The 21,574-nt window shown below is 37.4% G+C and carries 24 protein-coding genes; 22 read left to right on the top strand and 2 right to left on the bottom strand.

Translation table 11 applies throughout. From position 1 onward, the window contains the following. Positions 1-27: 27 nt before the first annotated feature. Together Q9Q86_RS04580 and Q9Q86_RS04585 are read right to left on the bottom strand one after the other, a co-directional pair. Positions 28-1,341, bottom strand: a complete 1,314-nt coding sequence (locus tag Q9Q86_RS04580) for a peptidylprolyl isomerase (RefSeq protein WP_112986433.1) — start codon at positions 1,339-1,341, stop codon at positions 28-30. Further along, the gene (locus Q9Q86_RS04585) at positions 1,341-3,803 is read right to left on the bottom strand and encodes an LPS-assembly protein LptD (protein ID WP_112986432.1); all 2,463 of its coding nucleotides are present in this window, start codon (positions 3,801-3,803) and stop codon (positions 1,341-1,343) included. Before Q9Q86_RS04585 ends, Q9Q86_RS04580 begins: the two co-directional genes overlap by 1 nt. A 118-nt stretch (positions 3,804-3,921) precedes the next feature. Between Q9Q86_RS04585 and Q9Q86_RS04590 the strand changes: the two genes are divergently transcribed. The 22 genes from Q9Q86_RS04590 to tadA all read left to right on the top strand — a co-directional run bounded on the left by Q9Q86_RS04590 (position 3,922) and on the right by tadA (position 21,559). Then, a complete protein-coding gene (locus tag Q9Q86_RS04590) occupies positions 3,922-4,935 on the top strand; it encodes an aminoglycoside phosphotransferase family protein (RefSeq protein ID WP_004962229.1) in 1,014 nt (337 codons plus the stop codon). Next, on the top strand, positions 4,935-5,624 hold the full coding sequence (gene murU / locus Q9Q86_RS04595; protein ID WP_112986431.1) for an N-acetylmuramate alpha-1-phosphate uridylyltransferase MurU: 690 nt from the start codon (positions 4,935-4,937) through the stop codon (positions 5,622-5,624). Before Q9Q86_RS04590 ends, murU begins: the two co-directional genes overlap by 1 nt. A 172-nt stretch (positions 5,625-5,796) precedes the next feature. Continuing rightward, positions 5,797-6,429 (top strand): 16S rRNA (guanine(527)-N(7))-methyltransferase RsmG, encoded by a 633-nt coding sequence (rsmG, locus tag Q9Q86_RS04600; protein ID WP_112986430.1) that lies wholly within the window; start codon positions 5,797-5,799, stop codon positions 6,427-6,429. A 21-nt stretch (positions 6,430-6,450) separates the two neighbouring features. Further along, positions 6,451-7,233 carry a ParA family protein gene (locus Q9Q86_RS04605; RefSeq protein ID WP_004911554.1) on the top strand — a complete coding sequence of 261 codons (783 nt, stop codon included), beginning with the start codon at positions 6,451-6,453 and terminating at the stop codon, positions 7,231-7,233. Continuing rightward, complete coding sequence (locus tag Q9Q86_RS04610) at positions 7,230-8,117, top strand: ParB/RepB/Spo0J family partition protein (protein ID WP_004911551.1); 888 nt, start codon at positions 7,230-7,232, stop codon at positions 8,115-8,117. Before Q9Q86_RS04605 ends, Q9Q86_RS04610 begins: the two co-directional genes overlap by 4 nt. A 46-nt stretch (positions 8,118-8,163) precedes the next feature. Further along, positions 8,164-8,793 carry a MotA/TolQ/ExbB proton channel family protein gene (locus Q9Q86_RS04615; protein WP_042891015.1) on the top strand — a complete coding sequence of 210 codons (630 nt, stop codon included), beginning with the start codon at positions 8,164-8,166 and terminating at the stop codon, positions 8,791-8,793. A gap of 14 nt (positions 8,794-8,807) precedes the next feature. Continuing rightward, a complete protein-coding gene (locus tag Q9Q86_RS04620; RefSeq protein WP_004954071.1) occupies positions 8,808-9,236 on the top strand; it encodes a biopolymer transporter ExbD in 429 nt (142 codons plus the stop codon). Continuing rightward, positions 9,233-10,960, top strand: coding sequence for a lipid A export permease/ATP-binding protein MsbA (gene msbA / locus Q9Q86_RS04625; protein WP_112986429.1), 1,728 nt, complete (start codon positions 9,233-9,235; stop codon positions 10,958-10,960). Before Q9Q86_RS04620 ends, msbA begins: the two co-directional genes overlap by 4 nt. Positions 10,961-10,962: 2 nt before the next feature. After that, the gene (lpxK, locus tag Q9Q86_RS04630; RefSeq protein WP_112986428.1) at positions 10,963-11,970 is read left to right on the top strand and encodes a tetraacyldisaccharide 4'-kinase; all 1,008 of its coding nucleotides are present in this window, start codon (positions 10,963-10,965) and stop codon (positions 11,968-11,970) included. 9 nt (positions 11,971-11,979) lie between these two features. After that, the gene (gene kdsB / locus Q9Q86_RS04635) at positions 11,980-12,741 is read left to right on the top strand and encodes a 3-deoxy-manno-octulosonate cytidylyltransferase (RefSeq protein WP_004911526.1); all 762 of its coding nucleotides are present in this window, start codon (positions 11,980-11,982) and stop codon (positions 12,739-12,741) included. Between the two features lies 1 nt (position 12,742). After that, positions 12,743-13,732 carry a DNA polymerase III subunit delta' gene (locus Q9Q86_RS04640; RefSeq protein ID WP_112986427.1) on the top strand — a complete coding sequence of 330 codons (990 nt, stop codon included), beginning with the start codon at positions 12,743-12,745 and terminating at the stop codon, positions 13,730-13,732. Between the two features lie 224 nt (positions 13,733-13,956). Continuing rightward, positions 13,957-14,301 (top strand): PilZ domain-containing protein, encoded by a 345-nt coding sequence (locus tag Q9Q86_RS04645; protein ID WP_004911520.1) that lies wholly within the window; start codon positions 13,957-13,959, stop codon positions 14,299-14,301. Between the two features lie 22 nt (positions 14,302-14,323). After that, complete coding sequence (locus Q9Q86_RS04650; protein ID WP_112986426.1) at positions 14,324-15,097, top strand: TatD family hydrolase; 774 nt, start codon at positions 14,324-14,326, stop codon at positions 15,095-15,097. A 38-nt stretch (positions 15,098-15,135) separates the two neighbouring features. After that, the gene (locus tag Q9Q86_RS04655) at positions 15,136-15,744 is read left to right on the top strand and encodes a TetR/AcrR family transcriptional regulator (protein ID WP_168153910.1); all 609 of its coding nucleotides are present in this window, start codon (positions 15,136-15,138) and stop codon (positions 15,742-15,744) included. A 12-nt stretch (positions 15,745-15,756) separates the two neighbouring features. Then, positions 15,757-16,305, top strand: coding sequence for a prepilin-type N-terminal cleavage/methylation domain-containing protein (locus tag Q9Q86_RS04660; protein ID WP_112986424.1), 549 nt, complete (start codon positions 15,757-15,759; stop codon positions 16,303-16,305). Between the two features lie 133 nt (positions 16,306-16,438). Continuing rightward, positions 16,439-16,792: a type II secretion system protein gene (locus Q9Q86_RS04665; RefSeq protein WP_051067837.1), complete on the top strand. Its 354-nt coding sequence runs from the start codon at positions 16,439-16,441 to the stop codon at positions 16,790-16,792. Beyond that, complete coding sequence (gspJ, locus tag Q9Q86_RS04670) at positions 16,789-17,517, top strand: type II secretion system minor pseudopilin GspJ (RefSeq protein WP_227540303.1); 729 nt, start codon at positions 16,789-16,791, stop codon at positions 17,515-17,517. Before Q9Q86_RS04665 ends, gspJ begins: the two co-directional genes overlap by 4 nt. Beyond that, positions 17,514-18,473, top strand: a complete 960-nt coding sequence (gspK, locus tag Q9Q86_RS04675) for a type II secretion system minor pseudopilin GspK (protein ID WP_112986422.1) — start codon at positions 17,514-17,516, stop codon at positions 18,471-18,473. The genes gspJ and gspK overlap by 4 nt, the downstream gene beginning before the upstream one ends. A 106-nt stretch (positions 18,474-18,579) precedes the next feature. After that, entirely contained in the window at positions 18,580-19,176 is a 597-nt protein-coding gene (locus Q9Q86_RS04680; RefSeq protein WP_004954093.1) for a 6-carboxytetrahydropterin synthase, read from the top strand. Between the two features lie 38 nt (positions 19,177-19,214). Then, positions 19,215-19,928: a uracil-DNA glycosylase gene (gene ung / locus Q9Q86_RS04685; protein ID WP_004911491.1), complete on the top strand. Its 714-nt coding sequence runs from the start codon at positions 19,215-19,217 to the stop codon at positions 19,926-19,928. After that, positions 19,925-21,049 carry an enoyl-CoA hydratase/isomerase family protein gene (locus Q9Q86_RS04690; protein ID WP_171293853.1) on the top strand — a complete coding sequence of 375 codons (1,125 nt, stop codon included), beginning with the start codon at positions 19,925-19,927 and terminating at the stop codon, positions 21,047-21,049. Before ung ends, Q9Q86_RS04690 begins: the two co-directional genes overlap by 4 nt. A 6-nt stretch (positions 21,050-21,055) precedes the next feature. Next, on the top strand, positions 21,056-21,559 hold the full coding sequence (tadA, locus tag Q9Q86_RS04695; RefSeq protein WP_087539688.1) for a tRNA adenosine(34) deaminase TadA: 504 nt from the start codon (positions 21,056-21,058) through the stop codon (positions 21,557-21,559). Positions 21,560-21,574 lie beyond the last annotated feature (15 nt).

Consider the following 21,574-nt stretch of genomic DNA (forward strand, 5'->3'; position numbering starts at 1 on the left):
TATAGCTGGCATTTTTTGAGGCAGAATTTATTTTTGCTGCGCTTTTGAGTCTAAATTGACATCTTTAATTTCAACATATGCATTGGCGCGAAGCTCACGCATCCAAGTATCTACTTCAGTATCAAATTGACGTTCACCGAGAATCTGACGTGCCATACGTTCTTGTACTTCTTTGGTCATGTCTTGTTGGCGAGTATCCATCACTTGCAGGATGTGCCATCCAAATTGTGTTTGGAATGGTTTGCTAATTTGACCTACAGGTGTATTCTTCATGGTTTGTTCAAATTCAGCAACCATAACGCCCGGGCTAACCCAACCCAAGCTACCTCCATCACGAGCTGAACCTGTATCATTTGAATATGTTGCAGCAAGTGTTGCAAAATCTTCGCCAGCTTTAGCACGATTGTATAGACTATCAATCATTTGTTTAGCACGGTCTAAAGATACAACTTCAGAAGGTTGGATTAAAATATGACGTGTTTGGTATTGATCCACTAAAGCTTTTTGATCATTTTGTTTACGTTCAAGTAATTTAAGAACGTGGATACCATCACGAACATTAATAAGTTCAGTTGTTTGACCTATTTTCAATGGGGTGATTCGCGCTGCGAGTTCAGTTGGAATTTCAGAAAGTGATCTAAATCCCATGTCTGCGCCATCAACTTTCACAGAAGAAGTTGATAATTTAGAGCTGATTGCTTTTGGATCATCACTATTCGTAAGCGCATTTTTTACTTCTAAGGCAACTTTTTGTGCTTCTGCTGCATTATCTCCTGAGATACGCATATGAATCACATGAGCTTGAGTGCCTAATGCGGCTTGACCTTCAGGTGAATTTAGGAAATTTTCAACATCTAAGTCGCTGATTTTAATTCGCGACATTACTTGTTGTTGACGTAAGCGTCCGATTGCTAAATCTTCAGCAATACGGTTTCTTAAGTTTTCATATGTACCTGGCGCAATTGCATCTAGTTTTTGTTGGAACGCTTCTAAGGTAGTAGCGCCAGATTGATTTGCCACTTTCATAACAGCAGCATTTAAACTTTTTTCGTCAGCTTTAATACCGTAACGTTTAACTTGTTCTAATTGAGCTTGTCGGATGATCAATTGATCTAAAACTTGCATCTGTAAGTATTGTTGTGGTGGCACAGTTTTATTTTGTGCTTTAAGTTGATGCTCAGTTTCAGCAATTCCTTGTTCTAAATCACTTTTAAGAATGACACTACTATCCACAATTGCGACAACCTCATCCGTAGGTTGAGCAAAGCTATGCATTGATGAAGAAATTAGGGCGGCTAGAACAGTAGCTCTAAAGATATGTTGAATAGAATTTATCTTCATTAACGTTGTGTCCAAGATTGATTAATTTTGTTGAAACCTAAAACTCTGCTTTCTAAAAGTGAGGCAAGCTTATTATTTAAGGCGCCTAAACCTTTAAGTGTAAACTCAGCCATTACAGCACGCTTTCTACGTACATCAGGAGAATTAGGATCATCTAAATCGTTGTAGTACGAGCGTCCATACACAGAGACAGCCCAACAACAAGACTCATAATTGACGCCAAGTAAATACTCGCGCATCAAATTATTGTCTAAGTCATATTGAGCATGCCCCATAATACGCCAATTATCTTTTACAGGTTGTATAAAGGATGCAACAGCTTGATCATAAGAATCTTGACGGTCTGGAATGTCTTTACGATAAAAATAGCCTAGATTGTAGAGATTACCTTTATCGCCGACGTAATATGCTTGAAAATCACGTTGTGCATTTTCACCATTAGACATCCATGCAGAATTGGCAGCTAAGGTGAAGTTCTGATTCAATTGACTCGCTAGGCTAATAATCGGACCTGTTCTTTTTTGCGTGTCGAACTCATCAGGTTCTTCGTTTAGGGTTACACGTCTGTCATTAAAATAATAACTTTGACCTAGACTCGCTCTAATACGTTCTAAGCCTTCTGTATCTAGTAAGCTGTATGTAACACCCAAAGATAAGAAATTATTATCCTCTAAGCGGTCGTGCCCATAAAAGCGGTAAGGGTTAAACAATTGATCATAACTAATAGATGCAGTTGTAGAGTCAAAGTTTGGATGATCATCTTGCTTTTTATAAGGTGAGTAAGCATAGAACGCTCTTGGTGAGATGCTTTGAAGATATTTGCCATCTTTCTCAAAAGTTACACCAGTTGCGAACGTAAATTGCGGCACAACGACAGACTTCTCTAAATCATCGGAAGCCGATAAGCCTAAACCTTCTTTAGTATCTTGATCGTAGAATGTATTAATTGAACGTACGGATAATTCAGGAATAGCGTAGAACCATGATGGTGTTATGTAGTTATAACGAACAGCAAATTGGTTATAGATACGAGTACCACTTGATTCTAAAGCTGAGCCATCATTTATAGACTTTTTAAAATAAGCTGTATCATTATTAAACTCGTATTGTAAACCTTGTGGATTACCTGTTACATAATTGAGAAGGAACTGAGGTAAGCGAGCATACGGTTTGTCTTTATCTTCAATCGTTTCATCTAGGGTTTGGAAATCTTCGACTTTTAACTGAGCTTTTAAGCCAGGAATACCATTTTTATAATTCAATTCCCATGCACGACGTAGGTTTAAGTCAGTTTTTGAATTTGGGCTTGAGTTAAAATCAGAGAAATAATCTTTATCTGATGCATGGTTAAATTCTAGGTTCGTAGACCATTGATCTGTGATGTTCCAATTGTGTTCAAAATGTAAGTCATCACGATCTTTGTTGTCGTATTCATTGTCATTTGGTAGATAGCCACCCCAAATACGTCCTGAACCAAAATTCTCAGTCATATATCTAAATTCTGCATCCAACTTTGCTCCACGTTTGCTCATAAAGCTTGGTGTGAGTGTTAGATCATAATTAGGTGCAAGATTAAGATAAACAGGAACGGTAAGTTGAGCACCACCATCATTGCTATAGCCAAAATTTGGACTTAAAAGACCAGTGGTGCGCCTATCATCAATTGGGAAATTAAAATAAGGAACAGCTAAGACGGGAACATCTTTTACATATAGTTTAGTTCCTCTAGTCACACCACGACCAGTTTCTTGATTCAGTTCAATTTGTTTCGCCTGAATTTTCCATGCAGGTTTTTGTTCAGGTGGGCAAGCTGTATAGCTAGCATCTTTAAGAATAACCAAATTTTCATTTTGGCGTTTGATTTGGCTTGCATGGCCATGAGCATGTTGTTGTTCAGAAATATAAAAACTGTTATTTAAGTCGCCAGTTTGGGTTTTTAAGTTGTAATTGATTTGATCGCTTTGGGTGAGTAAACCTGATTGAGCGAGTTGAACTCGACCTTTCGCATTTGCATATGTTTGAGATGAATCTAAAGTAACCTCATCTGCGCGAATATTGCGACCTTCTTGGTCAATAATTACGTCACCTCGTAAAACCGAATCACCATTTGGATTGTAGTGACCATAGTCTGCCGTAATAACAGAGGTGGTGCTATTCGCATCTTTGGGTCTGCTTTCAGGGTTGATAGGCGTAATCCATGTACCTTGGCAAAAAGATGAGCTTAAATAGCGATTGTCACGCAATTGAGCTTCTGGTGCCGATTTGTCTACATAGTATTGCTGAAAAAAACTTTCGCCAGGGTAGGTTTCTTGGTCTTTCTGAATTTTGGCTTTGAGTTGAGCATTGTCTAGTGTAGAGACATGAGACGTGTTGGTTGCTGCGAAACCTGATTGAATCGAGCCGCCACACAAGAGTGTCAAAATAGCAGTCGCTAAAGGATTAAATTTAAACTGATGTTTCATTGTCTCATTAACCAGTATGCTAATTCACAATTAATTATTGTCGCATTATAGAGAAAAAGTTGATAAGTGGCTACACTTAAGCTTTCAAAATCTCAGCTAGTTTTAGATTTTATTGCAAATGAATACACAACGTGAACAATTGATACAAACTTGGCTTGAAGCCGTTCTTAAATCTGATCAGTTTGAAATCAACTTTCTTGCTGGAGATGCGAGTTTCCGCCGCTATGCACGAGTTGGTTTACAAAACAAAACATATATGCTCATGGATGCGCCTCCTGAAAAAGAAGATTGCGTTCCGTTTGTGACGATTGATGAATTCTTTGATGCGAATGGGGTGAGAGTTCCTCATATCGTTGCTAAAGATTTGGAGCAAGGATTATTATTGTTGGAAGATTTTGGTGATGTAGTGTTATCAACATTGTTAAATGATAAAACAGTTGATCAATATTATGCCCAGAGCTTTAAACAACTTATTGAATTGCAGCAAATTGATGGGAAATCTCATTTGCCTGCATATTCATATGAGAAATTAATGACTGAGATGCGTTTGTTAACAGAATGGATGCTACCTTCATTAAATATTCAACCAACAGAACAGCAATTAGAAACAATTGAGCACGCTTTCGATTTTCTTGCGATTGAAGCAACTAATCAACCTCAAGTAATCGTTCATCGTGATTTTCACAGTCGTAATCTGATGAAAATTGAAAATGAGCAAGAACTCGGTGTTATTGATTTCCAAGATGCGGTAATTGGTGCTGATACTTATGATTTAATCTCGATTACACGAGATGCTTATGTACAGTGGAATGCCGAGCGAGTTTATGAATGGTTTGAAGTCTTTTATAACTTGTTGCCAGCAAAAGCGAAAGAAAATCGGAGTTTTGAGCAGTTTAAGCGTGACGCTGATCTTATGGCGATTCAGCGCCATCTTAAAATTTTAGGTATTTTTGTTCGTTTATTCGAGCGTGATGGAAAATCAGGTTATCTAAAAGATCTGCCAAGAGTGATGTGGTATCTGCTTGAAGAAAGTCAAGGTTATGATGAATTGAATGACTTTATGCAATTTATGCGTGAAATCGTTATGCCAAAGTTCATTGCAAAATATGGTGATTATGAGGTTGCTGCATAATGAGAGCTATGATTCTTGCCGCAGGTCTTGGAAATCGTATGCGACCTCTCACGTTGCATACACCAAAACCTTTGCTTGAAGTTGGTGGAAAGCCTTTAATTGTTTGGCATATCGAAAAATTGCAAAAGATAGGTGTCTCTGAAATTGTGATCAATACTGCTTGGTTGGGAGACAAACTTGCGGCTGCTCTTGGAGATGGTTCTCAATTTAGTGTAACTATTTTATGGTCGCATGAGGGTGAGGGGCTTGAGACGGCAGGTGGTATTATCAATGCATTGCCTTTATTGGGCGATAAGCCTTTCATTCTAGTCAATGGTGATGTCTGGACAACTATGGATTTCTCTTCATTGCTGAATGTTCATTTAGGTGACAAGCAAGCGCATTTAGTATTGGTTGATAATCCTCCTCAGCATTTAAAAGGTGATTTCATTTTATCCAATGATTTGGCTTATACATTTGAGCAGGAGCAATTGGGTGAAGCATTAACCTATAGTGGTATTGCGGTATTATCACCGAATATGTTTAAAGGTCTGGAGAATGGTAAGAGACCATTAGCACCTTTACTTAAACAGGCAATGTCACAAGAATTAGTTTCAGCTGAGAAAATGCAGGGTATTTGGGTTGATGTTGGTACGCCTGAGCGGTTAGAAGAGCTTGATAATAAAATTAAACAAGGTGAATTTGCCTAAGAAGATATTTGTCGTGCTTTGATGTTGTTGAACCAAGGCAGAAAATTTGATGGATTGTGCAGTTTATCATGAACATAGATGATTAACTGCATAATCGTTCAACAAGTCCTACTGTGTCTTGTATCAGAAATCGGTATACTGCACAGCAAATTTATCGAGATGTTACACTGTCATGCATCATTTTTTTCAAGAATTAAAGCAAGGTAGTCAAGCTTTAGGATTAAACCTCAGCGAAGAGGCTTTAACACTCTTATTAAAATATCAAGATGCGCTAGTATTGTGGAATAAGGCATATAACCTAACAGCAATACGCGACCCTAAAGAAATGCTGATTAAACATTTATTAGATAGTTTAAGTATCTTGAATGATCTACCAAAAGGGCGTTTATTAGATGTAGGTACAGGTGGTGGAATGCCTGGAATGATTATTGCTTTATGTCAACCAGAACGTGATTGTGTTTTGCTTGATTCAAATGGTAAGAAAATTCGTTTTCTGAAACAGTTTATTGCTGATTTAAAACTGAAAAATGTAATTGCAGTGCAAACACGTGTTGAAAATGAAGACAGTATCAATGAGCTTGGTCAGTTCGATGTAATTACAAGTCGAGCATTCGCTTCACTAACTGACTTTGTGGATGCTGCACAGCCATATATGCATGAAAAAAGTATTATTGCAGCAATGAAAGGTTTGATTCCAACTGATGAACTTGATCAATTAAAAGGTCAATATCAGTCTCAGATTGTCGAATTGAAAGTACCAAGATTAGATGAACAACGTCATTTGCTTTTGCTTCAACGAATTTAATAAAAAATATTAAGGGTAATCATGGCACATATTATTGCAATTGCTAACCAAAAAGGTGGCGTAGGGAAAACAACAACCGCAGTTAATCTTGCTGCTTCTTTGGCGATTTTAAAGAAGCGTGTCTTGTTAGTTGATATGGACTCACAAGGTAATGCAACAATGGGGTCTGGCGTACAAAAGAATGATCTTTTGTATTCTGTTACTGATGTCTTATTAGGTGAAGTGCCGATCGAAACTGCAATTCAAAAAGCAGAAGTAGGATATAAAGTTTTGGGTGCAAACCGTGAGCTTGCAGGAGTAGAGCTAGCAATCGCTGAGCAAGAAGGTCGTGAATTTATCCTCAAAAAAGCATTAGAAGAGGTAGATTCAGCTTTTGATTATATTATTGTGGATTGTGCTCCAAGTCTAAGCTTGATTACTGTAAATGCCCTTGCAGCAGTGAATGGTGTGATCATTCCGATGCAATGTGAGTACTATGCTTTAGAAGGCCTTGCAGATCTAACGCAAACCATCGACCGTATACAAAAAGCACTCAATCCAAACTTGGAAATCATTGGTGTGTTACGTACCATGTATGATGCAAGAAATGCGTTAACACGTGATGTATCTTCTGAGCTTGAGCAATATTTTGGTAAAAAGCTCTATGATACGGTTATCCCTCGTAATATTCGTTTGGCTGAAGCGCCAGCACATGGTTTACCTGTGATCTATTTTGAAAAGAGTTCTAAAGGTGCCGTTGCATATTTAAATTTGGCTGCGGAAATGCTTAAAAAAAGTAAAGTGAAAAAAGGAAGTGCTGTATGAGCATCAAAAAACGCGGATTGGCTAAAGGTCGTGGTTTAGATGCGTTGCTAGGTTCGATTCAAAAAGAAAAACTGCAACTAGAAGCACAAGCCTTGGATCATGGTCAACTCAAGCAGATTGATGTTAACTCGTTAAAGCGTGGAGAATATCAACCACGTCGTTTTATTCAAGAACAGGATTTACAAGAGCTTGCATCATCGATTGAAAAACATGGTGTAATGCAGCCTATCGTGATTCGTCCTGTGGATGATGAACAACACCCTTATGAAATTATTGCAGGTGAGCGACGTTGGCGTGCCGCAATCATGGCGGGATTAACTGAAATTCCCGCAATTGTAAGAGAGTTGAATGATCAGGTTGCGATAGCATTAGCCTTAATTGAAAATATTCAACGCCAAGATTTAAATCCTATTGATCAAGCACTTGCATTACAACGTTTTCATGATGAATTTGGTTTAAGTCACCAAGAAATTGCAGATACCGTTGGTAAAGCGCGTACTACAGTCAGTAATTTGTTGCGCTTACTAAGCTTAGCAGACCCAATTAAAGATTATATGCAACAAGGTCAGATTGATATGGGACATGCCCGCGCAATTTTGACTTTAAAGACTAAAGAACAAATTGAAGTTGCAAAAATCGTGATTGAAAAAGGTTTGTCAGTGCGTCAAACTGAACAATTGGTTCGTGAGTGGAGTGAACCAAAACCAGAAAAGGAGAAAGTAAAAATTTCTCCAGATATTGAACAATTAACTCAAAAGCTATCTGAACGCTTTGGTGCGAACGTCAAAATTGACCATAACCAACAAGGAAAAGGGAAAATGGTCATTCACTATCACTCATTGGATGAGTTGGATGGGATTCTAAATATTTGTTTGCCTAACTAATATTTAGGATTCGTCCTAATTATTTTAAATATTATTGGGGAATAATATGTGGGAACTGGTAAAAGCGGGCGGTTGGTTAATGCTGCCGCTTATTCTCTCATCAATTTTTACGGTTGCAATCACAATTGAACGCTACATTCGTTTGAAGCGTTCTCAAGTATTACCTAGAGATTTATTTGTAAATGGTTCTAATGCTGAGACTGTAATTTCAAATTTACAGCAAGAGCAAGCAAAGAAATCACCTTTAGGACGTATTCTACTTGCTGGATACGAACACAAAGAACAGGGTGAACAATTTGCGCGTGCGCAAATGGAGGCGGCAGCTTCACAAGAAATTTCATTCTTAGAGAAGAACATCAATTTCTTGGGCACATTGAGCGCAATAGCCCCTTTATTGGGTTTGCTTGGTACGGTTTTAGGTATTATTGAATCTTTCTTGGTGATAGATGTGGGATCAGCAGGAAATGCAAGTATGATGATGCCTGGTATTTCTAAAGCCTTGATCACAACGGCTGTTGGTATGTTAATTGCTATTCCAGCGATGATTGCTTATCGATACTTTCAACGTGTTGTACACGAATATACCGCTGAGTTAGAACAACAATCTACCTTGTTCCATGCTGCACTTTTCTACAAAAAAGTACCACATGTACAAGAACATCGCCTTGCAAGCTAAGCATAGGTGATCAAATGAAATTCAAACGCTCTCAAGTTGAAGATATTCATATCAATTTGACACCAATGATTGACTGTATGTTATTTATTTTGGTGTTTTTATTACTTTCGACGACATTTAGTCAGCAAAGTCGTATAAATCTAACTTTGCCCGATGCTCAAGGTGTACCGCCTAAACAATTCGATCAAAAAATTGAAATCATGGTAGACTCCACTGGCCATTATTCCGTGAATGGTCAAGCATTATCGACAAAAGATACAGCTGATCTCAGTACAGCCATTAAGCAAGTTGCACAAGAACGTCGCGACTTTATGTTTATTATCGCTGCTGATGCTAAAGCCGCCCATCAGGATGTAATACGTGTGATGGATGTTGCAGGTCAGCTTGGGTTTGTAAACGTTAACATTAGCACTAAAGTTCCAACTAGAGGTTTCACCGAGTGAATCAAGATTTTAAGGTTTATTTACGCCTTTTAGCTTATCTAAAATCTTATTGGGGTATTGCCTTATTTGTATTACTTGGTTTTGGTATCAATGCGGCTACGGAAGTCTCGGTAGCCAAATTGCTGAAGTTTATTATTGATGCAATTCAAAATGGAAGCAGAGAAAATCTTAATTGGTTTCCTGCATTAATTGTTTTGTTAATGTTCTTCAGGGGTGTTGGGTTGTTTTTAGGCGGATATTATTCTGCTGTTATCTCTCGTAGTTTGGTTTTTAGTATACGACAAGAAGTCTATGCGAAACTTTTAAAATTGCCTGCACAATATTATTTGGATAACTCTGCGGGTCATATCAGTGCGAAGTTAATGTACAACGTAGAACAGTTAACGGCTGCATCTTCTGAATCATTGCAGACTTTAATTAAAGATGGGTTAATTGTTATAGGGTTGTTGAGCTATTTGCTATACACAAATTGGCGCTTAACATTATGTATTATCGTGTTTATGCCTGTTATTGGTCTACTTGTTCGTATCGCTTCTAAAAAGATGCGTAAGTTATCAATACAAGTACAAAATACTATGGGCGATGTAAACCATGTGGTTCAAGAAACAATTACTGGTAATTCAGTGGTAAAAAGTTTTACAGGAGAGGCTTTTGAACAGCAACGGTTCTATCATTCTTCAGAAGAGAACTTGCGTCGTGGTTTAAAAATGGTGGTCGTTCAAAATATTAACAGCCCCATTATTCAACTATTGTTATCGATAGCGATGGCCATCATTTTATGGTTAGCCTTAAGACCTCAAGTTTTGGGTGATACATCTGCTGGAGAGTTCGTTTCTTATATCACTGCTGCTGGTTTAATATCTAAGCCTGTAAAAAACTTAACTGATATCAATGAAAAGCTTCAGCGCGGTTTAGCTGCAGCACATTCGGTTTTTGAATTATTGGATTTACCTGAAGAAGAAAATAAAGGGCAATTGAAGCCTCAATTGAAAGGTAATATTCGATTTGATCAAGCTTGCTTGGAATATTCTGATGGTACCAAAGCCATTAAAGATTTCTCTTTAAATATTCAAGCTGGTCAAACTATTGCACTCGTTGGACGGTCAGGAGCGGGTAAAACCTCATTGGTAAACATGTTGCCACGTTTCCAAGAGTTAAGTAGTGGCGGAATATATTTTGATGATATTCCTGTTCAAGAAATAGAGTTGCTGTGTTTAAGATCGCAAATTGCAATGGTGAACCAACAAGTCGTTCTGTTTAATCGTTCAGTGCGTGACAATATCGCCTACGGACAATTACAAAATGCTAGTGATGAGCAAGTGATTGCTGCTGCTAAAGCTGCCTATGCACATGATTTCATCATGAGTTTGCCTCAAGGTTATGACACTATACTTGGTGCCCAAGGTCTGAATTTATCTGGTGGACAACGTCAACGTATTGCGATTGCGAGAGCAATTCTGAAAGATTCGCCAATTCTAATTTTAGATGAGGCAACAAGCGCGCTTGATAACGAATCAGAATACTTTATACAACAAGCCTTTGATGAAGCGATGCAAGGTCGTACCACGATTGTAATTGCTCATCGATTATCTACAGTTGAAAATGCCGATTTGATTGTTGTGATGGATAAAGGGCAAATTATCGAGCAAGGAACTCACTTAGAATTGATCGCTAAACAAGGAATGTATTATCAGTTACATCAGCGCAATTTTGAGGAAAATTAATCATGTCACTGGCACAGACGATTCAGACTGCTTGGAATAACCAAGAGAAATGGCTGATCGTTTTAAGACCTTTGTCATGGCTTTATCGCTTTGCATTTTTGATGAATAAAGCGATGTACACATACAGGCTGAAGAAAATCTATACGGCACCAATCCCAGTTATGGTGATTGGAAATATTACAGTTGGCGGAAGTGGAAAAACTCCTTTGCTAATTCAACTAGTAAAATATTTGCAAAGCAAAGGGTTGTCGGTAGGTGTAATTAGTCGTGGTTATGGAGGGGTTGGTCCATTTCCAGCGCTGGTACATAAAGAGTCATCGCCTGAGATTATTGGTGATGAACCCGCTTTAATTGTTCAATCGACTGGTGTTGCAATGGCAGTTGGTCCAAATAGACAATCTTCTATAGAGTTATTATTGCAGAACTATTCATTGGATTTGATTATTAGTGATGATGGTCTTCAGCACTGGGCTTTAGATCGTCAAATTGAATGGATTGTTTTAGATCAAAATCGTGGTTTAGGTAATGAAAAGCTTTTGCCTGAAGGTTATTTGCGAGAGCCAAAATCACGTCTACAAAATAGTAGTGTGATTGTACATAGCAAACAGCCTCAATCATTGCTCAATATGCATTTACAAGTGGGTAAGCCTTATTTGCTCAGATCTGATAATTTATCTAATCAATTCGATTCAAAGCAAAGCTATCATGCTGTGGTTGGTATTGGTTTTCCTCAGCGTTTTTATCAGACTTTGCAAAATTTAGGAATTGAGCAATTTCAAGCGCATGAGTTTCCGGATCATCATGAATATAAACTGAGTGATCTAAGTTTTCAGAATCAGAATGCGATTATCACAACAGAAAAAGATGCTGTTAAATTAAAAGAAATTTTAATTCAACATCCAGAATTCAATATCCCTATTTGGGTTGTACCCGTAGAAGCCGTTTTATCATCCGATTGTTATGACTTGTTGGAGCAACAATTACAACAAGTTGGTATTTATTTGTCTTAGAGATATACCATGAAACACATTGTCATTCCTGCACGTTTTGCAAGTTCGAGATTACCAGCTAAACCATTATTGCTGATACATGGTCGTCCAATGATTTTACGAGTGGTTGATCAGGCAAAAAAAGTTGAGGGCTTTGATGATTTATGTGTTGCGACAGATGATGAGCGAATTGCCGAGATCTGCCGTGCAGAAGGCGTTGATGTGGTATTGACAAGCCCTGATCATCCATCTGGTACGGATCGTTTAAGTGAAGTAGCTCGTTTAAAAGGGTGGGCTGAAGATGATATTATTGTGAATGTTCAGGGTGATGAACCTTTATTACCTGCAAAATTAGTTAAACAGGTTTCACAACTTCTAGTCGATAATCCAAATTGCTCAATGTCTACGTTGTGCGAGCCAATCAGCGTTTTGGATGAATTTCAGCGAGATAGTATCGTCAAAGTTGTCATGTCAAAACATAATGAAGCATTGTATTTTAGCCGCGCAACTATCCCTTATGATCGTGATGGGGCGAAACAAAAACAGCAATCAATGCATAGCAGTGCTTACCGTCATCTAGGTTTGTATGCCTATCGAGTTAAACTATTACAAGAATATGTAACTTGGGATCAAGGTGTGCTTGAAAAATTAGAAAGTCTTGAGCAACTCAGGGTACTTGAAAACGGTCATCGCATTGCCATAGCTATTGCTGAAGCAAACCTTCCGCCTGGAGTTGATACTCAGGAAGATTTAGATCGATTAAACTCAATGTCTATTAGTTTCTTTGAATAATATGACAAAAGAAGTTCAAGTCTATGAACATTACCCTTGGCATCAGCAAACGTGGGATCTTTTAACCTCGCGTTTTCCTGATGTTGGGCATGGTTTATTGTTTTATGGAAAGAAAGGATGTGCTAAACAAGAGTTTACCGATAGATTTGTAGCATGGGTGTTATGTTTAAATAAACAATCTGAAAATGCCTGTGGCGAATGTAGTAGCTGTCAATGGTTAAAGTCGGATACACATCCTAACTATGTTCACATCACAACAGATGAAGATAATAAAAAGCAAAATGCAAAAATTAAGATTGAAAAAATTCGAGATCTTTTACCTTTTGTTCAGCAAACTGGTGAAGGCTGGCGTGTTGTAGTCATTGAACCTGCTGAAGCTTTAAACATAGCTTCATCAAATGCTTTATTAAAAACTTTAGAAGAACCTGGTGAGAAAGTTGTTTTGATCTTGGTTGCAGATCATTATTTGAAATTACCTGCAACTATTCGGAGTCGATTGCAACACTTTGCATTGGATCGCTTAAAAGATGAGGATGCTCAGAATTTTTTGAAAGAAAGAATTTCTGACCTGAAACCACTACAACTGTCTTTGCTACTCAATCTTGCTAATGGAATGCCATTAACTGCAATCGAAATACAAAACAGTGAGTGGTTAGATAAACGAGCATCATTTTTAAAAGATTGGTCTAAGCTTTGTTCTGAAAAGAGTATGCCTTTGCATTATGCTAATAAATGGTCGAAAGAGCTAAGTTTTGCAGATTTTACGGTTATGTTTGAATACTTGTTTGCGGATGTTATTCGTCTAAAGCTAAATCAGCAATTAAAAAATCAAGATTTAGTTTTTGATGATTTAGCTCAAATATATAACTTAGAAACTCTGTTCTCAATTTATTCGGATTTCCAGCAGAAAAAACTAATGTTAGAGCAAAATGTTCAGTCGCAATTAGTTATGGATGAGCTATTTATTCAGCTAATGAATGTCCATCAGTGACGATATTTCTTAAATACTTATAAATAGGTAAGTTATTTGAAACATTATTTGTTGTTTCTATTAATGTTTCTTATAATTCAAAAAAATGAAACTTGATTGGGTTCAACTAAGTAGGTTGACGGTGTTTATCATACTTGTCTTTGAATCCATGAGCGTTCATGCTTTATTACGGTTAATCAGCATCATATAAGAAACTTTAAGTAAATTAATAACAGGGGAATGTAATGCAACCACAAATGATGGGCGGGATTATACAAGTCAATATTCCTGACAAGGCTACCTTGCAAGCGAGTTATATGCCTTTTGTACAAGGTGGTGGCTTATTTGTTCCGACTAAGCAAGCGGTAAAAATGGGACAAGAAGTTTTTATCCTTGCGACTCTGCCTGATCAATCACAGAAAATTCCTTTAACTGGTAAGGTGATTTGGATTTCGCATAAGCAAACCCATTTTAAACCACAAGGTTTTGCAATTCAGCTTGCAGGTGATAAAGGTGTTTATTATCGAACAGAGGCAGAAAGAATTTTAGCAGGCGCTAAAAGCCTTGATCGTGCAAGTTATACTATGTAATTAAATTTTTTAGGAACAAAGCGTGTTTGTTGATACCCATTGCCATTTAACCATGTTAGATCTTACGCCATACGGTGGAGATCTAGATCAAGCGCTCGATGCTGCACGTCAGGCAGGCGTAACTAAATTCATGGGGATATCTGTGGATTTAGAAGATCATATAAAATTGGCAGACATTGCATCACGACACGATGATGTTGGTTACACAGTAGGGGTTCATCCATGTGAAGATCAACATGTCATGGCCCGAGCTACAACAGATTATTTGGTCGAGTTAGCTCAATCAGAAAAAGTTTGGGCTTTAGGTGAAACGGGTTTAGATTATTATCATAGTACTGATTTTGTTGAAGATCAAAAGCAATGCTTTGCTAGACATATACAAGCATCAAAAATTGTAAAAAAACCTGTGGTTGTACATACGCGCTCGGCAAAACATGACACTGTAGATATTATTCGAGCTGAACAATCAACACACGGCATATTACATTGTTTCACAGAAGATTGGGAAACAGCGAAAGCGGTCTTAGATTGTGGTTACTATATTTCTTTTTCAGGAATCATTTCTTTCAAAAATGCTCAATCCCTTAGAGATGTTGCTAAGCAAGTACCACTTGATCGTGTATTAATTGAAACAGATAGTCCGTATCTAGCACCTGTGCCATATCGTGGTAAAACAAATGAACCAAAATATGTGCCCTATGTAGCAAAAGCTCTTAGTGAAGTATATGATAAATCGCTTGAAGAGATTGGCATGATTACCATGCAAAATTTTGAAAATCTCTTAAATTTTAAATAACGGTTTGTAGTACTTGAAAAGAGAGTTATCACGTGAAGATGGATCGTCAAGCTCAGTTTAGAGCACGAGAAGCGTTAATTTTTCAAATCGCTGAACAACTCTTATTAGAAAATGGTGAAGCGGGCATGACGCTTGATGCCCTTGCAGCAGAATTGGATTTAGCTAAAGGCACTTTATATAAGCATTTTCAAAGCAAAGATGAGCTGTATATGTTGCTGATCATTCGCAATGAAAAAATGCTGTTGGAAATGATTCAGGATACTGAGAAGTCATTTCCGGAGCATTTAGCTTTTTTTATGCTACATCATTTACATCATCCTGAACGTACCGCATTATTTCATCAAATAGAAGAACGTCTTTCAACAACTGGACAAGGAATACAGCTACTATTCAGTGAATTATATAAAATTCGACGTCAAAGATTACGCATTATTATTCGTATGACTGAAAGTTACCTGATTGATATCAATAGTAAGATGACGACACGAGATTATTTAGCCTCGATATGGTCTTTAACCTATGGTGCTGCGGTTATACTAAATTCAAGTTTCTATCAGCGTTACTTGGGCTCAAGAGATACACTACGTGTAGCTTATATAGAACAGGCTTTGGCGATGCCAAAACAGCTTGAACACACATTAACATAGTTGATTATGATCATGAAATCATCACTTCGATTACAGCAAGGTTTTACCCTAATTGAGATCATGGTGGTGATTGTAATCATGACGGTCATGGCATCACTTGTTGTTATGAATATTGGTGGTATAGATCAGCGTAAAGCAATGCAAGCCAGAGAGCTATTTATACTTGATCTGAAAAGAATAAATAAAGAATCTGCTGATCAATCAAAAGTATTTGCATTAAATTTTCAAAAAGCAACAGATGTTTCTCCATTTACCTATAATTTATATGAATATCACGACCAGAGTCTACAGCTCGTTCAGCAAGCTGATAAAACATGGCAGGCATATAAGGAATTTAAGCCTCGCCAATTACCAGATAACGTGTCCTTCAGCTTACAAGTTGTTGATGCTGAGCGGTACTCTAAAGCAAATAACGAGGATTTACTGGGGGGTAAATCTCCTCAACTAGTTTGGTTTGGCAATGGTGAAGTTAAACCTGTGAGAATTCAATTTTATTATCAGCAGCAACCGATTGGTAATGAATTGGAATTAGATTACTTGGGGAAAATACATGAAAATTAACACCTCAAATCAGATGACTAATCGACAATTCAGTTTGCTTGATAAAAAATCAGATAGTCTTAATTTTCAAACAATTGCTGAGGTTAAACTAGATTCTCTCAAAATACAGAAAGCTTTTACGCTGTTAGAGGTGATGGTTGCTTTAGCTATTTTCGCGGTCGCTGCAATCGCATTAACTAAAATAGCTATGCAGTATACCCAATCAACTTCAAATGCAATTTTACGTACTAAAGCCCAATTTGTGGCAATGAATGAAATTGCAACCATGGAAATAAATCAAGAGTGGCTTGAGGGCACACAATCTAAACAAGTGACTGCGCAGGGAGAAACTTGGCAAATCGATAAAAAAGCACAATCAACATTAAGTCCAAAAATCCAACGTATCGAGTTACAAGTAAGTTTATATAACACTGAACAAGGCAAAGTTGAGGCAGGAATTACCAATCTTGTATTCTTTAATTATCCTGCTAAAGTCAAAACATCATGAAAATCAAGAATGTTGTAATGAGGTTGGGTTGCAGATTTAATGTTGTCTCAGAGTGTCAGCAAAGTTCAACTAAGTCTTATTTACCAAATAAAATTAAGAGTAATTTAGGTTTTACTTTAGTTGAGTTGCTTGTTGCGATTGCGATTTTTGCAGTGCTTTCAATGTTAGGGTGGAAAGTTTTTGATTATCTCATCAAAGTGAAAGATAGAAATGCAGAACATGAAACACACTTATTTGAATTACAGGATGCTTATCAGCAATTTTTAAAAGATAGCATGCAGATAATTCCATTGACTGCAAATGATGGGCGACAATTACAAGCAGCTATGGTTTTGAATGATCGAAGTTTTAGTTTTAGTAAGGCTGGGGTATCTGATCCATTGAAGCAAGGTCTTTCACCATATGAGCGAATAGAATACAGATATGATGCACAACAAAAAAAAGTTTACCGTTTGAAATATACAAATTTAAATATTCCAAATCGTGTGCAACCAGTATCAAGCACTTTACTTGAAAATGTAGATCAATTTAGAATTTTGATTTTAAATCCACAAGAAATTAGCCAATGGCCTGAAAATATTAATGATCCAAATAATGTAAATGAATTAAAGAAGTTACCATTAGGTTTTAAAGTTCAATTGACGATTGCTGGTTCAGATTATGAGTGGATTTATAGTTTATTAAATGCCAATCAGTTATTGGTCAATCAGGAAACTCCACCATGATCAAGATTAAATCTTCTGAACAAGGTATAGCGCTTCTTACAATATTGATCATGGTCGCATTGGCTACTATTTTGGCTGCAACAATTGCAAAACGTCAAAGTAATACTGCTGAAAATACGGGCTATTTGATGCGCCAAAATCAGTCTTTACTTTATGCAAAAAGTGCAGAGGCATTTTTTTCTGAATTATTGATTCAAGATAGTAAAAATGCAGGTAATCTTGATCATTTACAGGAAAGTTGGGCGAAACCAATGCCTCCGTTTCCAGTTGAAGATGGTGCAGTTTCTGGACGTTTAGTTGATGATTCGGGAAAATTTAATTTAAATAATTTAGTTAAGCCAGACGGAAAAGTGGATGATTCGGCTCGTCGGTGGTTTGAAAAACTATTAGTCAGAGTTGGATTGCCAGCGGAGTTGAGTCAAGCTGTCATTGATTGGCAAGATGTGGATGATGAAACTTCGGGTGCAATGGGAGCTGAAAGTAGTATTTATCAAGGAATGGAACCTGCATATTTGGCATCAAATACAAAGTTCCATAATGTTGAAGAATTAAAGTTGGTTAGAGGATTTGAAGGTAAAAAATTTGACTTAATTCGTCCCTATGTTTCGGCCTTACCTGAACCGACAAAAATAAATATAAATACTGCACATGCTTTATTGTTAGCAAGCATGGATCCAAAGGTGGATATGAAAGCGTTAGAGCAGGAGATTAAAGCAAAACAGGCAAACTTGACTTATTTTAATAATCTAGATGACTTATGGAAATTGAATGCATTTTCTGGCATTGATGAGCAGAGTAAAACTGATGCAGGTAGCTTAATGGATGTGAAATCGAATTATTTTACTGCACAGATTGATGTGCTTTTAAGTGAGCGTAAGCGTCAATTCACAAGTTCTATGGCTAGAAAAGATAATCATGTAATTGTTTACTCACGAAGTCTTGCACCTTTCAATTGATTTGATAATTGAATTATCAAATATCGACAAGGTTTAAAATCAATCCCAATGCTTGTTTTTTTGCTTTATAATAAAACTCGTTCGCAGATAAAGATTAGCTTGGTGCATGTTAATTCGTAAATTATTTAAGTTTGAAAATGCTCATATTGTACGCAATTGTACATCGGATCGCTGTAAGCGTTCGATTCATGGGCATAGTTATAAAGTTGAATTATTACTCAAAGCGTCAAAGTTAGATCATGGTCAGATGGTTTACGATTTTGGTTTGCTCAAAGGTGTTATAAAAGAACTTTTTGACAGTTTTGATCATGCCATTTGTTTTTGGCAAAAAGATGATGCTGCTTATATTGATGCATGTAAGACATTTAGCGCAAGATGGATTTCTTTGCCTGTTTCGCCTTCTGCCGAACAATTTTCACGTATTTTTTTCTATTTAGCTCAACAAGTCCTTCGCTCAACTACAACACAAAATGGTGAGGGTGATGTTCAAGTATATTCTGTGATTGTTCATGAGACTGATACGGGGTACGCCCAAAGTTTTCAGGAAGACATTGAAAATGAGCAAATGGGTATATTGAGCTTGGATCAAATAGTTTTTTCAGAGCAAGTCGTATCAGAGTGGAGTGATCCACAGATATATGAGAACTTGAAAAAAGGAATTAAGTTCGAAAATCCAGAAGTAGAATTACAAGTTACACTTTGAGTTTACTTGATTAAGTGAACTCAAATTAAGGAAAGTTGATGCAATTTACGGAACAACAGCTCAATAAATTAAATAAAATTCAGATTGATGAATCTTGGAAATATTCACTTTCTGAATTTTTACTTGGGCAAAAAATGGATAATTTACGCGAGTTTTTGCAACAAGAGAAACTTGCCCAAAAAACGATTTATCCGCCAAGCAAACAAATTTTTAATGCATTTAACACCACTCCACTTAACCATGTGAAAGTCGTCATACTTGGTCAGGATCCTTATCATGGACCGAATCAGGCGAATGGTTTAAGTTTTTCGGTACAAAGAGGGGTTGCATTACCTCCATCTTTACGTAATATTTTTCATGAATTGAACACTGATTTAGGTATACCTGTTTCTCGACATGGTGATTTGAGTAAATGGGCTGAGCAAGGTGTGTTATTGCTGAACAGTGTGCTGACGGTTGAAGCTGGTCAACCCACCTCACATCAGAAACAAGGTTGGGAAGATTTTACTGATAATGTGATTGATGTGTTGAATGAACATCGTGAACGTATCGTATTTATATTATGGGGAGCTTATGCTCAACGTAAAGGACAGCGCATAGACCGTAACAAACATTTAGTTTTAAGTGCAGCCCACCCGTCACCTTTATCAGCAAACCGTGGTGGTTTTTTTGGCTGTAAAGTGTTTTCTAAAACAAATCAATATTTGAAACAACATGGCATTGAGCCTATAGACTGGCAATTGGACGCATAATGAATTCTCCCGATTTAAATAGCTATCATCCTGATTTGATTGTCGAGCACGCTAAAAATGGTTGGCGTATTGTTCGTTTGAACCGACCTAAATCATTACACGCATTGGATGAATCGATCGTAAGTGCTTTACTCAAAGTGTTCGAACATTTCCATGATGATGAAAGTGTAAAAGCGATTTGGTTTGATTCGACTACACCAAAAGCATTTTGTGCGGGTGGTGATGTTCGTAAATTGCGCCAATTGGTTATTAACAATGAAGTTGATACGGCTAATAAATTCTTTGAGCAAGAATATGCACTAGATTTACTGCTGCATAACTATGCTAAGCCTATTGTGGTTTGGGGTGAAGGTTATGTCATGGGTGGCGGACTAGGCTTATTTATGGCTGCACCATTTCGTTTGGTCACACCATATTCTCGTTTGGCTATGCCTGAGATTAATATTGGATTGTATCCTGATGTTGGTGGTAGTCGCTTCCTTGCTGATCGTGGCCAAATTGGTCTATTTACTGGTTTGACGGGTTCAATCATGACAGCTGCTGGAGCATTCAGTATTGGTTGGGCGACACATATTTGTGAGGCTCAGCGTGATAATGTGCTTCAAAAAGTATTGAATGTTGATTGGAATCATTATCCAGCTGGCGCATTTAGAGCAATCGATGACACCCTGAATAGCCTGCATCGTCCAGTTGCTTCTGGACCATTACAAAATTCTATTGATGTTATCCATAGTGTTTGTCGTGGACAAAGCTTTGAGTATGATTACCAAGCCATTATAGGTTTAAGTGATGCAAGTAGTGACTGGTTGCGTCAAGCTAGTGAGAATTTACAGAAGGGTTCTCCGAGCACTGCTGCGATTACTTGGTTGCTTTGGCAATGGGGTAAACAAGGTCATGCATGGGATGAGGTTTTTGCTTTAGAGTCACAAATTTCTGATTGGAAGATTCGTCATCCTGATTTCGTTGAGGGTGTGCGAGCACGTTTGGTTGATAAAGATCTTTCACCTGAATGGAAGTCTGCTGAAAAAATCACTTTGAAAGATATATTGTCTGATTGTCCACCAATTACAACACTTGATAGTTGGAATGCGTTATTAAGACAATATGGTGTAATTTCTTAAGTAGATATGACTGTTAATAAAGATGAATATTGGATGCAGTTTGCCTACGAGCAGGCTGCAATCGCAGCATCACAAGGTGAAATACCTGTTGGCGCTGTAATCGTGAGTCAAGGTAAAATCATCGGCTCAGGTTACAATGCACCTATCCAATTGTCTGATCCTACGGCACATGCAGAGATTCAAGCGCTGCGCTCAGCTTGCCGAGCGATTGAAAATTATCGATTACCAGATGATGCTGTTTTATATGTGACGCTTGAACCTTGTACCATGTGTGTTGGTGCATTGATTCATGCAAGAGTTCAAAAAGTGATTTTTGCAACGACTGAGCCTAAAGCTGGTTCTGTTGTTAGCGCTCGTCAATTGTTAGATAATGGCTACTACAACCATAAATTTGTATTTGAACAAGGTTGTTTACAACAACAATGTTCAGCTCAACTAAGTGATTTTTTTAAGCAAAGAAGAAAAGAAAAGAAGCAAGCCCATTTATCTAAAACGTCCTTAAATGATTAAACATGTCTTTTGAGT

The sequence above is a fragment of the Acinetobacter sp. A22 genome, from assembly GCF_030913345.1.
GTDB classification, from domain to species: Bacteria; Pseudomonadota; Gammaproteobacteria; order Pseudomonadales; family Moraxellaceae; genus Acinetobacter; species Acinetobacter junii.

Coding starts and splice junctions, on each gene's coding strand:
- Q9Q86_RS04580 (WP_112986433.1), bottom strand. CDS start 1,341: ATGAAGATAAATTCTATTCAACATATCTTTAGAGCTACTGTTCTAGCC.
- Q9Q86_RS04585 (WP_112986432.1), bottom strand. CDS start 3,803: ATGAAACATCAGTTTAAATTTAATCCTTTAGCGACTGCTATTTTGACA.
- Q9Q86_RS04590 (WP_004962229.1), top strand. CDS start 3,922: ATGAATACACAACGTGAACAATTGATACAAACTTGGCTTGAAGCCGTT.
- murU (WP_112986431.1), top strand. CDS start 4,935: ATGAGAGCTATGATTCTTGCCGCAGGTCTTGGAAATCGTATGCGACCT.
- rsmG (WP_112986430.1), top strand. CDS start 5,797: ATGCATCATTTTTTTCAAGAATTAAAGCAAGGTAGTCAAGCTTTAGGA.
- Q9Q86_RS04605 (WP_004911554.1), top strand. CDS start 6,451: ATGGCACATATTATTGCAATTGCTAACCAAAAAGGTGGCGTAGGGAAA.
- Q9Q86_RS04610 (WP_004911551.1), top strand. CDS start 7,230: ATGAGCATCAAAAAACGCGGATTGGCTAAAGGTCGTGGTTTAGATGCG.
- Q9Q86_RS04615 (WP_042891015.1), top strand. CDS start 8,164: ATGTGGGAACTGGTAAAAGCGGGCGGTTGGTTAATGCTGCCGCTTATT.
- Q9Q86_RS04620 (WP_004954071.1), top strand. CDS start 8,808: ATGAAATTCAAACGCTCTCAAGTTGAAGATATTCATATCAATTTGACA.
- lpxK (WP_112986428.1), top strand. CDS start 10,963: ATGTCACTGGCACAGACGATTCAGACTGCTTGGAATAACCAAGAGAAA.
- kdsB (WP_004911526.1), top strand. CDS start 11,980: ATGAAACACATTGTCATTCCTGCACGTTTTGCAAGTTCGAGATTACCA.
- Q9Q86_RS04640 (WP_112986427.1), top strand. CDS start 12,743: ATGACAAAAGAAGTTCAAGTCTATGAACATTACCCTTGGCATCAGCAA.
- Q9Q86_RS04645 (WP_004911520.1), top strand. CDS start 13,957: ATGCAACCACAAATGATGGGCGGGATTATACAAGTCAATATTCCTGAC.
- Q9Q86_RS04655 (WP_168153910.1), top strand. CDS start 15,136: ATGGATCGTCAAGCTCAGTTTAGAGCACGAGAAGCGTTAATTTTTCAA.
- Q9Q86_RS04660 (WP_112986424.1), top strand. CDS start 15,757: ATGAAATCATCACTTCGATTACAGCAAGGTTTTACCCTAATTGAGATC.
- Q9Q86_RS04665 (WP_051067837.1), top strand. CDS start 16,439: ATGGTTGCTTTAGCTATTTTCGCGGTCGCTGCAATCGCATTAACTAAA.
- gspJ (WP_227540303.1), top strand. CDS start 16,789: ATGAAAATCAAGAATGTTGTAATGAGGTTGGGTTGCAGATTTAATGTT.
- gspK (WP_112986422.1), top strand. CDS start 17,514: ATGATCAAGATTAAATCTTCTGAACAAGGTATAGCGCTTCTTACAATA.
- Q9Q86_RS04680 (WP_004954093.1), top strand. CDS start 18,580: ATGTTAATTCGTAAATTATTTAAGTTTGAAAATGCTCATATTGTACGC.
- ung (WP_004911491.1), top strand. CDS start 19,215: ATGCAATTTACGGAACAACAGCTCAATAAATTAAATAAAATTCAGATT.
- tadA (WP_087539688.1), top strand. CDS start 21,056: ATGACTGTTAATAAAGATGAATATTGGATGCAGTTTGCCTACGAGCAG.